The organism is Micromonospora sp. ATA51 (assembly GCF_016802855.1).
GTDB classification, from domain to species: Bacteria; Actinomycetota; Actinomycetes; order Mycobacteriales; family Micromonosporaceae; genus Micromonospora; species Micromonospora sicca.
Genome location: NZ_JAEVHJ010000163.1, coordinates 1 through 14,195 on the forward strand (window position 1 = coordinate 1; position 14,195 = coordinate 14,195).

The window sequence follows — 14,195 nt, forward strand, 5'->3', positions numbered from 1 at the left end:
CCGGCTGGTACGGCAGCGTCCTGCACGTCGCCGACCGGTGGTACCCCAGCTCGAAGACCTGCTCGCGATGCCAGACGGTGAAACCCAAGCTGTCGCTGTCCGAGCGCACGTTCCACTGCGATGCCTGCGGCCTGGTCCTGGACCGGGACGTCAACGCCGCCCGCAACCTAGCCGCCCTCGCGCGGCACGTCGACCTGGAGTCGCCGGGCGACGCTAAAACAGGACGTGGAGCCTGTGTAAGACCCGTAAGCCCCGCACCCGCGGGCAGGGCAACGGGCGTCGAAGCGTCAAGGCCGCCTGCGGCCAACGCCGCCCGGCAACGGGCGACTGCCAATCATGAGCTAACTAACGCTTAGTGAGAGGTAACGGTGTCGAAGTACGCCCACCAGAAGCGCCGCCACGACGGTGATGCCGAGCACGGCGGCGACCACCACCGGGCCGGTCAGCGGCAGCTCGCTGATGAACTTCGGGCCGATCCCCAGCGCAATGATCGACTCGCCGAGGGCCACCAGGATCATCAGCGCATGCCGCTCGGCCCAGTGCCCGGCGGAGACCACCCGCCAGTACGACCCGCCCACCCCAGTGCCGACCCCGAACTCGATGGCCAGCGCCAGCGTCCAGAACCCGAGCTGGACCGCGATCGCGACGGGTCGACCGTCGATCCGAGACGGCACCACGCCGGCGGCGATGAGCAGCGCCGAGGCCACCACCGGCAGGGCGGCCTGCAGCAGCCAGCGCCGGCGCTCGACCGGGTCGGACCGGGCGAGCCAGCCGACGATGGCCAGCTGCGCGGCGCGAACCAGCAGATAGCAGCCGGCGAAGACCAGCGGACCGTTCAACCCGCCCGGCCGGTCGACGAACGCCCCCGGCATGGTCAGCGCCAGCAGGAAGGTGGCGGCCACAGTGGTGAAGCCGACCACCGGCAACACGCCCCGGTCGGCGCGGACCAGGGTGGCCATGCCGGCGAAGCCCGTCCAGCACCACCACAGCAGCGCGAGCACCAGCAGGCACCGGAACAGGTTGACCGGGGTGGGCGTGCTCGAGGTCAGGCTGGTGACGTTGAGGAAGGCGAAGACGAAGACCAGGTCGTAGAAGAGCTCCAGCCGGGTCGTCCGGGAGCCGGGCGCGCCGCGCTGCACACCCCGCGACCACCGGGTGCCGCCGCCGTCCCCCACCTGCGCAGTCTCCCAGCCGCGGCAGGCGACACGAGCCTGAACAGGCAGGTCAGGAGCGCCGGCCTCAGGCGATGACGGAGGGCTCCCGCCACTGCGGGCGGCCGGCGCGGTCCAGGTCGTAGCGGACCGCGGCGAGCCGGCCCACCGCCTCCACCAGGTCCGCGGCGGGCAGCGTGAAGGGCAGCCGCAGGAAGCGTTCGAGGGTGCCGTCCAGGCCGAACCGGGGGCCGGGCGCCAGCCGTACGCCGACCTCCTCGGCGGCCCGGGCCAGGGCGCTGGAGATCGGGCCGTCCAGCTCGGTCCAGAGCGTCACGCCGCCGCGCGGGACGGCGACCCGCCAGTCCGGCAGCCGCTCGGCCAGCGCGCCGATCAGCGCGTCGCGCTGGGCGGTGAGCTGGGCCTGACGGGCGGCCACGATGGCCGGCGCGTCGGCCAGCAGGTGCACCGCCACGAGCTGGTCGAGCACCGGGCTGGCCATGTCGACCCCGACCCGGGCGGCGGCCAGCCGCTGCACCTGCGGGGCGGAGGCGCGGACCCAGCCGATCCGCAGGCCACCCCAGTAGGGCTTGCTCATCCCGCCGATGGAGATGACCCGGGAGTGCCGGTCGAAGGTGGCGGTCGGCGGGGGCAGTTCGGTGCCGTCCAACGGCAGGTCCACGAAGGACTCGTCGACGACCAGGTCGGTGCCGGCGGCGTGGGCCGCGCCGACGAGGCGCTCGCGCAGCTCGGCCGCCATCAGGTGGCGTCGGGTTCTGGAACTCCGGGATCAGGTAGGCCAACTTCGGCCGGGTCTGCCGGATGCTGCCGAGCAACAGGTCGGCGTCCCAGCCGGCGCCGTCGGCGGCGAGCCCGTGGGTGGTGATCCGAGCCCGGCGGGCGGCGAGCGCCGCGAGGGCGTTGGGGTAGGTCGGGGACTCGACCAGCACCCCGCCGCCGGGCGACAGCGCCAACCGCAGCACCAGGTCCAGCGCGTGCTGGGTGCCGCTGGTGACCATGATCTGCTCGGGGCTGGTGGGCAGGCCCCGCTCGGTGTACGACCGGGCGACCGCCTCACGCAGCTCGATGATCCCGGTGGGGTGGTAGCCGGCGCCGCTCAGGTAGCGCGGCAGGTCCTCGGCGGCGGCCCGGGCGGCCGGGAGGAGCTGGGCGGGGGCGGCGAGCGCGGCGACGCCGAGGTCGATCATGTCCCGGTCGTCCAGCGGGGTCCACAGGCCGGTGCTGGCCACCCGGTGGGTGCCCGGGAGCATGGTCCAGCTGCCGGCGCCCCGGCGGCTGGCCAGGTGGCCGGTCTCCCGCAGCTCCCGGTACGCGGCGGTGACCGTGGTCCGGCTGATCCGCAGCGCCTCGGCCAGCTCCCGCTCGGCCGGCAGGCGTACCCCCAGGGGAAGCCGGCCGTCGGCGAGCAGGCCACGGACCGCGGCGGCGAGCGCGGCGTAGTCCGGGCTCCGCCGCCGGCCGGGCAGCGCGTGCCACTGGCCGAGCAGCCGGGCCAATTGGATGCCACGCACCTGGCTTGTCATGCCACCCCTCCGAAATTGGCTGCTTGAAGACCTGGGATTGGCCCCTAGGGTGGCATGCATGGCAGTGATTGGCAATCTCCGGCACCGGCCGGCCCGGCGGCTGAGCCAGCTCTACGTCGGGCTCGCCCTCTACGGGGTCAGCATGGCGCTGATGATCCGGTCCGGCTTGGGGCTCGACCCGTGGGACGTGTTCCACCAGGGCCTCGCCGGGCAGACCGGGCTCTCCTTCGGCACGGTCACCATCGCGGTCGGCGCCCTCGTCCTGCTGCTCTGGATCCCGCTGCGGCAGCGCCCCGGCCTGGGCACGGTCAGCAACGTCGTGGTGATCGGCCTGGTGGTCGACGGCACGCTCGCGGTGCTGCCGGCCGGCGGGCCGCTGCCGGTACGGATCGGCCTGCTGGTCGCCGGCATCGTGCTCAACGGCGCCGCCACCGGCCTCTACCTCGGCGCGCGGCTCGGCCCCGGCCCGCGCGACGGCCTGATGACCGGGTACGTCGCCCGCCGCCCGGGGCGGTCCGTCCGACTTGTCCGCACGGTCATCGAGGTGGCGGTGCTGGCGCTGGGCTGGCTGCTCGGCGGCACCGTCGGCGTCGGCACGGTCGCCTACGCGCTCGCCATCGGGCCGCTGGCCCAGGTCTTCATCCCGCTCTTCGCGGTGGCCCCCCGGCCGGAGCCGGCAGTGTCCACCCCGGAGCCGGCGGTCTGCGCGGCCGGTCCGGCGACCGGGCCACCGAGGCGGCCTGACCGCTCCCCGGCCCGGCCCTGGTGTCGGGTCGCGCGGCCCCCGCCGAGCGTCCTGGTGTCCGGTCGCGCGGTCCGGCGTGTCCGTCGCGCGGCCCCGGCGTGTCCGGTCGCGGGACCGCCGGACACTCACGGTGACCGGCCTCGCGCCGACCGCGACCGGACGGAATCGCCCGGACCCGTGGTGAGCTGCGGTGATGCGCCAGGGGAAAACCGGGTGTTTGCTGCGCCGTCGCGGCCGGGCATCATTTCGTGCATGGGGGAGAACGGATGGCACTGGACCGACGCCTGGATCTTCGTCTCACTGGTCATCGCGAGCGGCGCCGGTCGGCACCGCCGGTCCGCCTCGACCCGGCGGCCCGAGGGCGTGCGCCTGGCTGACGTGCTCTCCACCGCCGACCACCTGAACCAGTCCATCCCGGAACGGCACGAGGTGGAGGGCGCGGTCCGCCGGCTGGCCGGCGCCGGGCTGGTCAGCGTCTCGGACGGCTGGTTCCGGATCACGTCGGACGGGGAACGGCTCTGGCGCACCCGGCCCAGCGCCGGGGTGGCGACCACGGTGGACACCGTGCAGGGGGTGCTGAGCCGTCGGCACACCCCGGGCACCGCGGACTGGAGCCTCGCCGAGGACGACCACGCCGCCGCCGTCCAGGAGCATCTGGTCCGCTCGATCCCGGCCCCGCGCCGCTCCCCCGAGGGCCACTCCGGCCGGGGCTGACCCGCGCGCTCCGCCTCCAGATCGGCGACCCAGGGGCATCCGGCGCCCGGGGACACCGCCACCTCGGCGATCCGGAGTCGGTCAAGCCGGGCGTGGTCAGCGGATCGGGTGGCCGGCTCCGCGCAGGGCGTCCTTGACCTCGCCGACGGTCAGCTCGCCGAAGTGGAAGACGCTGGCCGCCAGCACGGCGTCGGCCCCCGCGCCGATCGCCGGCGGGAAGTGCGCGACCTCGCCGGCGCCGCCGCTGGCGATCACCGGCACGTCGACCACGGCGCGGACCGCCTGGATCAGCGCCAGGTCGAAGCCGGCCTTGGTGCCGTCGGCGTCCATCGAGTTCAGCAGGATCTCCCCCGCACCCAGCTCCGCGCCGCGCCGCGCCCACTCGACGGCGTCGATCCCGGCGCCCCGACGGCCGCCGTGGGTGGTCACCTCGAAGCCGCTCGGCGTGGTGCCGGCCGGCGCCCGCCGGACGTCGAGCGAGAGCACCAGCACCTGCCGGCCGAACCGGTCGGCGATCTCGGCGATCAGCTCCGGCCGGGCGATGGCGGCGGTGTTCACGCCGACCTTGTCCGCGCCCGCGCGCAGCAGCGTGTCGACGTCGGCGACCTGGCGTACGCCGCCGCCGACGGTCAGCGGGATGAAGACCGACTCGGCGGTGCGGCGCACCACGTCGAGCATGGTCCCCCGGTTGCTGGCGGAGGCGGTGACGTCGAGGAAGGTCAGCTCGTCCGCGCCCGCGCGGTCGTACGCCGCCGCGAGCTCCACCGGGTCGCCGGCGTCGCGCAGGTCGAGGAAGTTGACCCCCTTGACCACCCGCCCGGCGTCCACGTCCAGACAGGGGATGACCCGTACCGCCACCGTCATGTCGCGAGCCTATCCAACCCGCACGGCACGGCGGCCGGCCCGAGCGGGCCGACCGCCGGGAACGAGTTCCGGGTCACACCCGGACGAGCATCTTGCCCAGGTTCTCGCCGCGCAGCACGCCGAGGAACGCCGCGGGGGCGTTCTCGATGCCGTCGACGACCGTCTCGTCGTACGAGATCCGGCCGTCGCGCAGCCAGCCGGACATCTCCTGGACGAACTGGTCGCGCAGGTGGCCGTGGTCGCCGACCAGGAAGCCGCGCAGGGTCAGCCGCTTGCCGATGACCAGGGCCAGGTTGCGCGGCGCGGCCGGCGGCTCGCTGGAGTTGTACTGCGCGATCATGCCGCAGATGGCGACACGGCCGTGCAGGTTCAGCGCGCTGATCGCGGCCTCCAGGTGCTCGGAGCCGACGTTGTCGAAGTACACGTCGATGCCGTCCGGGGCGGCGGCCTTCAGCGACTCCCGCACCGGGCCGTCGTGGTAGTCGAAGGCGGCGTCGAAACCGAGCGCCTTCAGCCGCTCCACCTTGGCCGCCGAGCCGGCGCTGCCGATCACCCGGGACGCGCCCCGGAGCTTGGCGATCTGGCCCACCATGCTGCCCACCGCCCCGGCCGCGCCGGAGACGAAGACGGTCTCGCCGGGCTTCATCGCGGCCACGTCGAGCAGACCGGCGTACGCGGTCAGGCCGGTCATGCCGAGCACGCTCAGGTACGCGCTCACCGGCGCGAGGCTCGGGTCGACCTTGCGGGCGGCCTTCGCGTCGAGCAGCGCGTACTCCCGCCAGCCCAGGCCGTGCAGGACGGTGTCGCCGGGCTTGATCCCCTCGGCCTCGCTGGCCACCACCTCGCCGATCGCGCCGCCGTCGAGCGGGGCGTCGAGCTGGAACGGCGGCACGTACGACTTGACGTCGTTCATCCGGCCCCGCATGTACGGGTCGACCGACATGAACTGGTTGCGGACCACGATCTGCCCCGGGCCCGGGGTGGGCACCTCGGTGGTGACGAGGCGGAAGTTCTCGGCGGTCGGCCAGCCCTGGGGGCGGGAGGCCAGGTGAATCTCACGGTTGGTGCTCATGGGGTTCGTCCTTTCGTACGCGACGGTCCGGGTTGTCGGCGGCACTCAGGCCGACGCGGCCTCGCGGACGGTGAGGGCGACCTCGATGTTCCCACGGGTCGCGTTCGAGTACGGGCAGACCTGGTGGGCGGCCTCGACCAGCTGCTCGGCGGCGGCGCGCTCGACGGCGGGCAGGTCCACCACGAGGGCGACGGTCAGGCCGAAGCCGCCGCTGCCGTTCGGGCCGATGCCCACCTCGGCCTCGACGACCGAGCCGCTGACGTCGGCCTTGGCCCGGCGGGCCACCAGCCGCAGCGCCGAGTGGAAGCAGGCCGCGTAGCCGGCGGCGAAGAGCTGCTCGGGGTTGGTCGCGCCACCGGCGCCACCCATCTCCTTCGGGATCGCCAGGTCCAGGTCGAACGTGTCGTCCGAGGTGCGGACGTGGCCGTCCCGGCCGTCGCCGGTGGCCCGGGCGGAGGCGGTGTAGAGCACCTGCATGTCACTGCTCCTTCTGTCGGTGGATCGTCTCGGTGACCCGGGTGAGGGTGTCGCGCAGCCCGACCAGCTCGGCCTCGGTGAGCCCGGTGGCGCAGGCGATCCGCATCGGCACGTCCTCCATCCGCTGCCGCAGCTCCCGGCCTCGGTCGGTGAGATGCACCTCCACCCGGCGCTCGTCGCGCGCCGAGCGGCTGCGGACCAGCAGGCCCGCCGCCTCCAGCCGCTTGAGCAGCGGGGAGAGGGTGCCGGAGTCGAGCCGGAGCTGGGCGCCGAGTTCGGAGACCGTGGGGGCCTCGTCGCCGCGCTCCCAGAGCACCAGCAGCACCAGGTACTGCGGGTAGGTCAGCCCATGCTCGTCGAGGATGGGCCGGTAGACGTCGGTGAGGGCGCGCGACGCCGCGTAGAGGGCGAAGCACACCTGCCGGCGCAGCACCAGATCATCGGTCACGTCGAATACCGTAGTGCCCAATCAAGTTGTGCACAACCAGTCTGGTCGCGATGTGACCGCGCCCACCGGCCGTCCCGAATGGGGCGGCCGGGGTCACCGGTCGCCGAGCCAGGCCTCCAACTCGACCTCCACCAGGTGCTCCGGGTCGATCAGCCCGGCCACCACCACCATCGTCGCCGCCGGGCGGACCGCCCCGAAGATCGCGTTGTGCGCCCGGCCCACCTCGTCGGCGTAGCTCCGGTCGGTCACGTACATCCGGGTCCGCACCACGTCGGCCGGCTCGGCGCCCACCTCGGCCAGCGCGTCCAGGCCGATCCGCAACGCCTGCGCGGTCTGCGCCGCGGCGTCCCCGACGTGGGCCACCCGCCCGTCGACCGTCGAGGTGCAGCCCGCCGTCCAGGCCAGGTTCCCGGCCCGGACCACCCGCGAGTAGCCGAAGACGGCCTCCCACGGTCCGCCGGAGCCCAGCCGGGTGACGGCCGCGCCGTCCCCCGCGACGGCGGTCACCCGGCCGCCCGCAACGTCTCCAGCGCCCCGCCGACGGTGAACGCCCCCGAGTAGAGCGCCTTGCCGGCGATCACGCCCTCCACCCCGACCGACTCCAGGCCGGCCAGGGCACGCAGGTCGTCGAGGGTGGAGACGCCGCCGGAGGCGATCACCGGGGCGTCGGTACGCGAGCAGACCTCGCGGAGCAGGTCCAGGTTCGGCCCGCGCATGGTGCCGTCCTTGGTGATGTCGGTCACCACGTAGCGGGAGGCGCCGGCCTTGTCGAGCCGCTCCAGCACCTCGTACAGGTCACCGCCGTCGCGGGTCCAGCCGCGCGCCGAGAGGGTACGACCCCGCACGTCCAGCCCGATCGCCACCCGGTCGCCGTACTCGCCGCAGACCCGGTCGCACCACTGGGCATCCTCCAACGCGGCGGTGCCGATGTTGACCCGCGCCGCGCCGGTGCCCAGCGCCGCGTGCAGCGACTCGTCGTCCCGGATCCCGCCGGAGAGCTCGACGTTCACGTCGAGCTGCCGGACCACCTCGGCCAGCAGGTGCGCGTTGGTCCCCCGGCCGAACGCGGCGTCCAGGTCGACCAGGTGGATCCACTCCGCCCCGTCGGCCTGCCAGGCCAGCGCGGCCTCCAGCGGATCGCCGTAGGTGGTCTCGCTGCCGGCGGCGCCCTGCACGAGCCGGACGCCTGGCCGTCGGCGACGTCCACGGCCGGTAACAGGATGAGGCTCAACGCTCTACTCCTCGCATCAGGTACGGCGGTCCAGGGCGATCACCACGATCGCCGGCAGGACCAGCAGCAACAACACGACCAACGCCAGCCGCAGCGCCAGGTCGTCCACGAAATACCAGATCCCGACCAGCGCCGCCCCGGTGAGCAGCACGATCGCGGCCCGCTCGCGCCGGGTGTGCCGGGCCAACCGGCCGGTGCGGCCCCGCCGCAGCTTAGGCGTCAACCGGCGGACGACGGCGCGGCGGCGCTCCCGGCGGGCCACCCGGCGGCGCCGGACGGCCTGTTCGGCCGCCAGTTCGGCCTGGCGCGCCGCCCGGCGGCGAGCCCGCTCCTTGCTCACCGGCCCACCATCGTTCCCGACCGCGGGGCGCGCAAGATCGACTCCCTCCTCGCGCTCACCGGCCCACCATCCATTCGCGACCGCCGGGCTCGCGGACGCGGCTCGCTCCTCGCGCTCACCGTGTGGCTAGCCAGTTACGCAGCAGCGCGGCGCCGGTGTCGGCCGACTTCTCCGGGTGGAACTGGGCGGCCGACAGCGGGCCCCGTTCCACGGCCGCCACGAAGTCGGTGCCGTGGTGCGCGGTGGTGACCCGCGCGCCCGCCGCGGCGAGCCCGGCCACGTCGCTCACCCCGTACGAGTGGACGAAGTAGAACCGGCTGTCGGCGGCAGGCCGGCGAAGAGCACCGAACCCTCCGGCGCGCGCACGGTGTTCCAGCCCATGTGCGGCAGCCGCTCGGCGGGCAGCTTCGTCACCCCGCCGGGCAGCAGCCCGAGGCCCTTGGTCACCACGCCGTGCTCGTCACCGTGCTCGAAGAGCACCTGCATACCCACGCAGATGCCGAGCACCGGACGGCCGGCCGCCACCCGCTCGGCGATGACCGGGCCGGCGCCGAGCGCCTCGATCCCCGCCATGCACGCGGCGAACGCGCCCACCCCCGGCACGACCAGGCCCTCCGCCTCGGCGGCGGCGGCCAGGTCGTCGGTCACCGTGACGTCCGCGCCGGCCCGCTCCAGGGCGCGCTCGGCCGAACGCAGGTTGCCCGAGCCGTAGTCGAGCACCACGATCCGCCTGCTCATGACGGCACTCCGCTGCGCTCCGTGCCGTCATGAGGCACCAGCGCGCTGTGCCTGATGATTCGCTCGCTGCGCTCGCTCATGACCCCTCCCCCGGCAGCAGCCAGAGCAGCCCGCCGACGGTGGCCAGCACGGCCAGCACTCCGGTGACCACCACCGCGGCCCGCGGGGCACCCTGCTTGTGCAACGACCAGGTCCCGCCGACCAGCACGCCGGCCAGGATCAAGAGCACGGTCCCCATCAGCGCCGTCCTTCGTTCGCGACCGCGCGGCCCCGCCGCGCTGCGCTGCTCGCGCTCATCACAGCGCGCCCTTGGTGCTGGGGATCGCCCCGGCGCTGCGCGGGTCGATCGCGCTGGCCTCGCGCAGCGCCCGGGAGACCGCCTTGAACTGGGCCTCGACCACGTGGTGGGCGTCCGGGTGGCCGCCGGGGCGGGCCGCCCGCAACACGTCCACGTGCAGGGTGATCCGGGCCGCCTGACCGAACGACTCCCAGATGTGCCGGGTCATGCTCGTCGGGTAGACCGGCCCGATGTACGGCGCGAGCACCGGCTCGTCGTGCAGCACGTACGGCCGGCCGGAGAGGTCGACGGCGGCCCGGACCAGGACCTCGTCCATCGGGACGGTGGCCGAGCCGTACCGCCGGATGCCGGCCTTGTCCCCCAGCGCCTGGTCGAACGCGGCGCCCAGGGCGAGCGCGGTGTCCTCCATCGTGTGGTGGGCGTCGATCTCCAGGTCGCCGACGGTGTGCACGGTCAGGTCGAAGCCGCCGTGCCGGGCGATCTGGTTCAGCATGTGGTCGTAGAAGCCGACGCCGGTCTCGATGTCGGCCTTGCCGGTGCCGTCGAGGTCGATCTCGACGAGGACCTTGGTCTCCTTGGTGACCCGTTCGATCCGGGCGGTGCGACTCATTGCTTACCTTTCGGTCGCGGCTGCGGGGGTGGCGAGCTCACTCTCGCGCTCTCACCGGAGCCGCTCCATTGCGGACAGGAAGGCGTCGGTCTCGGCGGGGGTGCCGGCGGTGACCCGCAGCCAGCCGGGCAGGCCGACGTCGCGGACCAGCACCCCGGCGTCGAGCAGGGTCCGCCACGCGGCGGACTGGTCGCCGCCGACGGAGAAGAGCACGAAGTTGGCGTCGCTGTCGGCGACCCGGTGACCCCGGGCGCGCAGCTCGGCGACGATCCGGTCGCGCTGCTCCATGATCGCCGCGACCGTGCCCAGCAGGGCGTCGCGGTGGGCCAGGGCCCCGCGGGCCGCGGCCTGGGTGAGCGCGGAGAGGTGGTACGGCAGCCGGACGAGCTGCACCGCCTGCACCACGGCCGGGTCGGCGGCCAGGTAGCCCAGCCGGCCGCCGGCGAAGCCGAACGCCTTGCTCATCGTCCGGGTGACCACCAGCCGCGGGTGGCCGGGCAGCACCGCCAGGGCGCTCACCGTGCCGGGCCGGGCGAACTCGGCGTACGCCTCGTCCACCACCACCATGCCGGGCGCCTCGTCGAGCACCGCGGCGACCACCGCCGGGTCCAATGCGGTCCCGGTCGGGTTGTTCGGCGAGCAGAGGAAGACCACGTCGGGGCGGTGCGCGCGGACCTGGGCCACCGCATCGGCGGCGGTCAACCCGAAGTCGGCGCCGCGCGCCGCCGGGATCCAGCCGGTGCCGGTGCCGAGCGCCAGCAGCGGGTGCATGGAGTACGCCGGGGTGAAGCCGAGCGCCGTCCGCCCCGGACCGCCGAACGCCTGGAGCAACTGCTGCTGGACCTCGTTGGACCCGTTGGCCGCCCAGACCTGCTCGACGGTGAGCCCGTGGCCGAGGTATTCGGCCAGGTCGCGCGGAGCGCCACCGCGTCCCGGTCCGGGTAGCGGTTGAGGTCGCGCAGCTCGGCCGCGAGCGCCTTGCCGATCGCCTCCACCACCGGCTCGGGCACCGGGTAGGAGTTCTCGTTGGTGTTCAGCCGCACCGGCACGTCGAGCTGCGGCGCGCCGTACGGCTTGAGCCCGCGCAGGTCGTCGCGGAGCGGGAGATCGTCCAGCGTCGTCACGACGGGCCCTCCGCGAAGCGGACACTGACCGCCTGGCCGTGCGCCGGCAGGTCCTCCACGGTCGCCAGCGTGACCACGTGCGGCGCGACGTCGCGCAGCGCGTCCTGGCTGTACTCCACGAGGTGGACGCCGCGCAGGAAGGACTGCACGGACAGGCCGGAGGAGTGCCGGGCGCAGCCGCCGGTGGGCAGGACGTGGTTGGAGCCGGCGCAGTAGTCGCCGAGCGACACCGGCGACCAGGCGCCGACGAAGATCGCCCCGGCGTTGCGCACCCGCAGCGCCCACTCCCGGGCGTCCTCGGTCTGGATCTCCAGGTGCTCGGCCGCGTACGCGTCGACCACCCGCAGCCCGGCGGAGAGGTCGTCGACCAGGACGACGCCGCTCTGCTCGCCGGTCAGCGCCGTGGTGACCCGCTCGACGTGCTTGGTGGCCGGCACCTGCCGGGCCAGCTCCCGCTCGACCGCGTCCGCGAGGGCGACCGACGGGGTGACCAGCACGCTGGCGGCCAGCGGATCGTGCTCGGCCTGGCTGATCAGGTCGGCGGCGACGTGCGCCGGGTCGGCGGTGTCGTCGGCCAGGATGGCGATCTCCGTCGGGCCGGCCTCGGCGTCGATGCCCACCAGGCCGCGCAGCAGCCGCTTGGCGGCGGTCACCCAGATGTTGCCCGGACCGGTGATCATGTCGACCGGCTCGCAGCGCTCCGCGCCGTCCGGGTCGACGGTCGAGCCGTACGCCAGCATCGCCACCGCCTGGGCGCCGCCGACGGCGTACACCTCGTCGACGCCGAGCAGCGCGCAGGCCGCCAGCACGCGCTGGTCCGGCAGGCCGCCGTTCTCCCGCTGCGGCGGGCTGACCACGACCAGGGAGCGGACCCCGGCCACCTGGGCGGGGACCACGTTCATCACCACGGTCGACGGGTACATCGCCAGGCCGCCGGGGACGTACAGGCCGACCCGGTCGACCGGCACCCAGCGCTCGGTCACCGTGCCGCCGGGCACCACCTGGGTGGTGTGGTCGGTGCGCCGCTGGTCGGCGTGGACCTTGCGGGCCCGGCTGATCGACTCCAGCAGCGCGGCGCGAACCTGCGGGTCGAGGGTCCCCTCGGCCTCCTTGATCGCCTCGGTGGGCACCCGCAGGCGCTCCGGGGAGATGCCGTCGAACCGCTCGCTCGCCTCCCGGATCGCCGGGTAACCATGCTCCCCGACCGCCTCGACCAGCGGGCGGATCCGCTCGACGGCCACCGACACGTCGAGCTGGGCACGGGGCAGCAGGCGGCGCGGGTCACGCACCCCGCCGCGCAGGTCGATCCGATTCAGCACCCTTGCGAGTCTAGGCGGCCGGTCCGGAGCCGACCCCGCGCCGTCCGTACGCCGGGACGGTGAGCCGGGACACGCCGAGGGGGCGCGATCGGGCTACGCTCGAACCGTGACCGCACGGCTGCCGGTGTTTCCGCTCGCAACGGTGCTCTTCCCGGGGCTGGTGCTGCCGCTGCACATCTTCGAGGAGCGCTACCGGGCGCTGGTGCGGCACCTGGTCGGGCTGCCCGAGGGGGCGCCGCGCGAGTTCGGCGTGGTGGCGATCCAGGCCGGCTGGGAGGTCGCCCCGGCCGAGCCGAACGGCCGGCCCGTCCCCGGCGGCGCGGACGTGACACTGCACGAGGTGGGCTGCACCGCCGAGTTGCGGCAGGTCACCGAGCTGGCCGACGGCGGGTTCGACATCGTCACCGTCGGCCGCCGGCGGTTCCGGATCGCCGACGTCGACGCCGACGCCGAGCCCTACCTGACCGCCGAGGTGGAGTGGCTGCCCGAGCAGACCGGGACGGACGAGGTCACCGACCTGCTCGCCGCCCGGGTGATCTCGGTCTTCCGGCAGTACCTCGGACTGATCCGGCCCGACCCGCAGGAGATCTCCGAGCAGCTGCCGGAGGACCCGACGGTGCTGTCGCACCTGGTCGCGGCCACCGCCGCGCTGACCGTCGCGGACCGCCAACGGCTGCTCGCCATCGACGACACCGCCGGCCGGCTCCGCGCCGAGCTGCGGCTGCTCAACCGCGAGGCGGCTCTGCTGCGTCAGGTCCGGGCGGTTCCGGTGCCGCTGAGCGAGCTGGCCGGTCCACCGGCGCCGAACTGAGCCCCTCCGCCGGGCCGACGCCCCAGCCACCGGCCCCCGCCAGCGGCGGCGGCCAGGCCGCGTACGGCTCCGGTTCCGGGCGCAGCGAGGGCCAGCGGGACCAGCCGGCCAGCAGGGTGTACGTGACGGCGGCCCCGAACGCGGGCAGCAGCAGGTTGCCGTGCGGGACGACCAACCAGTCCAAGCCGCCCGCCCGCAGGTCGGCCGGCTTGGTGAAGGCCTGGCCGTCCGGGGCGGTCTCCAGCAGCCGCTGGTAGGTCGACAGCCCGATCCGCCGGCCGAACTGCCAGGCCACCACCGCCGCGCCGAGGCCGCCCAGCGTGCCGGCGAGCAGCCCGACCGGGCCACGGCGGCGGCGCAGCAGGAACCACAGGGCGATCGCGGTGAGCACGCCGAAGCCGAGGCCGAGCAGGCTGAACCAGCCGTCGGCGGCGATCGGCTGTTCCGGCTGCGGCGTGGCGTAGATCGCCCCCTCGGCGGTCTTCAGCACCGGGGTGTCCGGCGCGACGGCGGCCCAGAGCAGTCCCAGCGGGGCGCCCAGCACGGTCAGCAGGAGCGCGACTCCCAGCGTCAGCCCGACGGTCCGGCGGACCCCGCGGGCGGGCCGGGCGGTCACGGCCGGCCCGGCGACCGTCGCCGGGCGGTGCTCCGCTCCCGGACCGGCCCAGGCGAGCGCGTAGAGCTGGTGCGCGACGGCCGGTCGCGTTCC

The 14,195-nt window shown here is 74.5% G+C and carries 14 protein-coding genes and 5 pseudogenes; 4 read left to right on the plus strand and 15 right to left on the minus strand.

All coding sequences use genetic code 11. The features are described from left to right. Window positions 1–20: 20 nt before the first annotated feature. Window positions 21–356 carry a transposase gene (locus tag JNW87_RS22835; protein ID WP_238454378.1) on the plus strand — a complete coding sequence of 112 codons (336 nt, stop codon included), beginning with the start codon at window positions 21–23 and terminating at the stop codon, window positions 354–356. Here the strand turns inward: JNW87_RS22835 and JNW87_RS22840 are convergent. Both JNW87_RS22840 and JNW87_RS22845 read right to left on the minus strand, forming a co-directional pair. Beyond that, entirely contained in the window at window positions 342–1,175 is an 834-nt protein-coding gene (locus JNW87_RS22840; protein ID WP_238454377.1) for a low temperature requirement protein A, read from the minus strand. The genes JNW87_RS22835 and JNW87_RS22840 overlap by 15 nt on opposite strands. 64 nt (window positions 1,176–1,239) lie before the next feature. Then, window positions 1,240–2,695: pseudogene (locus JNW87_RS22845) on the minus strand (PLP-dependent aminotransferase family protein). Window positions 2,696–2,753: 58 nt separating this feature from the next. On the opposite strand from JNW87_RS22845, the pseudogene JNW87_RS22850 reads away from it, so the two are divergent. Then, window positions 2,754–3,395, plus strand: a pseudogene (locus JNW87_RS22850) (YitT family protein); the annotation flags it as partial. A 297-nt stretch (window positions 3,396–3,692) separates the two neighbouring features. Beyond that, window positions 3,693–4,154 carry a hypothetical protein gene (locus JNW87_RS22855; RefSeq protein ID WP_109805163.1) on the plus strand — a complete coding sequence of 154 codons (462 nt, stop codon included), beginning with the start codon at window positions 3,693–3,695 and terminating at the stop codon, window positions 4,152–4,154. Window positions 4,155–4,250: 96 nt separating this feature from the next. Here JNW87_RS22855 and hisF read toward each other — a convergent pair whose 3' ends face one another. From hisF to hisD, 12 genes and pseudogenes are all read right to left on the minus strand, one after another. Then, complete coding sequence (gene hisF, locus JNW87_RS22860; protein WP_109805162.1) at window positions 4,251–5,018, minus strand: imidazole glycerol phosphate synthase subunit HisF; 768 nt, start codon at window positions 5,016–5,018, stop codon at window positions 4,251–4,253. 73 nt (window positions 5,019–5,091) lie between these two features. Then, the gene (locus tag JNW87_RS22865) at window positions 5,092–6,090 is read right to left on the minus strand and encodes an NADP-dependent oxidoreductase (RefSeq protein ID WP_109805161.1); all 999 of its coding nucleotides are present in this window, start codon (window positions 6,088–6,090) and stop codon (window positions 5,092–5,094) included. Window positions 6,091–6,135: 45 nt separating this feature from the next. After that, complete coding sequence (locus JNW87_RS22870; protein ID WP_109805160.1) at window positions 6,136–6,567, minus strand: organic hydroperoxide resistance protein; 432 nt, start codon at window positions 6,565–6,567, stop codon at window positions 6,136–6,138. Between the two features lies 1 nt (window position 6,568). Beyond that, on the minus strand, window positions 6,569–7,015 hold the full coding sequence (locus JNW87_RS22875; protein WP_109805159.1) for a MarR family winged helix-turn-helix transcriptional regulator: 447 nt from the start codon (window positions 7,013–7,015) through the stop codon (window positions 6,569–6,571). 93 nt (window positions 7,016–7,108) lie between these two features. After that, window positions 7,109–7,522, minus strand: a complete 414-nt coding sequence (locus tag JNW87_RS22880; RefSeq protein ID WP_109805158.1) for a RidA family protein — start codon at window positions 7,520–7,522, stop codon at window positions 7,109–7,111. After that, window positions 7,519–8,246 (minus strand): annotated as a pseudogene (priA, locus tag JNW87_RS22885) (bifunctional 1-(5-phosphoribosyl)-5-((5-phosphoribosylamino)methylideneamino)imidazole-4-carboxamide isomerase/phosphoribosylanthranilate isomerase PriA). Before priA ends, JNW87_RS22880 begins: the two are co-directional and overlap by 4 nt. Window positions 8,247–8,262: 16 nt before the next feature. Continuing rightward, window positions 8,263–8,586, minus strand: a complete 324-nt coding sequence (locus tag JNW87_RS22890) for a hypothetical protein (RefSeq protein ID WP_109805156.1) — start codon at window positions 8,584–8,586, stop codon at window positions 8,263–8,265. Window positions 8,587–8,701: 115 nt separating this feature from the next. Next, window positions 8,702–9,324, minus strand: a pseudogene (gene hisH, locus JNW87_RS22895) (imidazole glycerol phosphate synthase subunit HisH). Between the two features lie 76 nt (window positions 9,325–9,400). Beyond that, complete coding sequence (locus JNW87_RS22900) at window positions 9,401–9,562, minus strand: hypothetical protein (protein WP_201749964.1); 162 nt, start codon at window positions 9,560–9,562, stop codon at window positions 9,401–9,403. 58 nt (window positions 9,563–9,620) lie between these two features. Next, window positions 9,621–10,232 carry an imidazoleglycerol-phosphate dehydratase HisB gene (gene hisB / locus JNW87_RS22905; RefSeq protein ID WP_109805154.1) on the minus strand — a complete coding sequence of 204 codons (612 nt, stop codon included), beginning with the start codon at window positions 10,230–10,232 and terminating at the stop codon, window positions 9,621–9,623. A gap of 51 nt (window positions 10,233–10,283) precedes the next feature. Continuing rightward, window positions 10,284–11,356 (minus strand): annotated as a pseudogene (locus JNW87_RS22910) (histidinol-phosphate transaminase). Further along, window positions 11,353–12,675, minus strand: a complete 1,323-nt coding sequence (hisD, locus tag JNW87_RS22915; protein ID WP_109805152.1) for a histidinol dehydrogenase — start codon at window positions 12,673–12,675, stop codon at window positions 11,353–11,355. The pseudogene JNW87_RS22910 and the gene hisD overlap by 4 nt, the downstream one beginning before the upstream one ends. A gap of 106 nt (window positions 12,676–12,781) precedes the next feature. On the opposite strand from hisD, the gene JNW87_RS22920 reads away from it, so the two are divergent. Continuing rightward, a complete protein-coding gene (locus JNW87_RS22920; RefSeq protein ID WP_109805151.1) occupies window positions 12,782–13,486 on the plus strand; it encodes an LON peptidase substrate-binding domain-containing protein in 705 nt (234 codons plus the stop codon). Here the strand turns inward: JNW87_RS22920 and JNW87_RS22925 are convergent. Then, a complete protein-coding gene (locus JNW87_RS22925) occupies window positions 13,401–14,102 on the minus strand; it encodes a DUF2567 domain-containing protein (protein WP_236648483.1) in 702 nt (233 codons plus the stop codon). The two genes, JNW87_RS22920 and JNW87_RS22925, sit on opposite strands and share 86 nt — an antisense overlap. Window positions 14,103–14,195: the final 93 nt, after the last annotated feature.

Excerpts from the sequence above, each read along its gene's own strand:
- JNW87_RS22855 (WP_109805163.1), top strand. The coding sequence starts at position 3,693 with ATGGGGGAGAACGGATGGCACTGGACCGACGCCTGGATCTTCGTCTCA.
- hisF (WP_109805162.1), bottom strand. The coding sequence starts at position 5,018 with ATGACGGTGGCGGTACGGGTCATCCCCTGTCTGGACGTGGACGCCGGG.
- JNW87_RS22865 (WP_109805161.1), bottom strand. The coding sequence starts at position 6,090 with ATGAGCACCAACCGTGAGATTCACCTGGCCTCCCGCCCCCAGGGCTGG.
- JNW87_RS22870 (WP_109805160.1), bottom strand. The coding sequence starts at position 6,567 with ATGCAGGTGCTCTACACCGCCTCCGCCCGGGCCACCGGCGACGGCCGG.
- JNW87_RS22900 (WP_201749964.1), bottom strand. The coding sequence starts at position 9,562 with ATGGGGACCGTGCTCTTGATCCTGGCCGGCGTGCTGGTCGGCGGGACC.
- hisB (WP_109805154.1), bottom strand. The coding sequence starts at position 10,232 with ATGAGTCGCACCGCCCGGATCGAACGGGTCACCAAGGAGACCAAGGTC.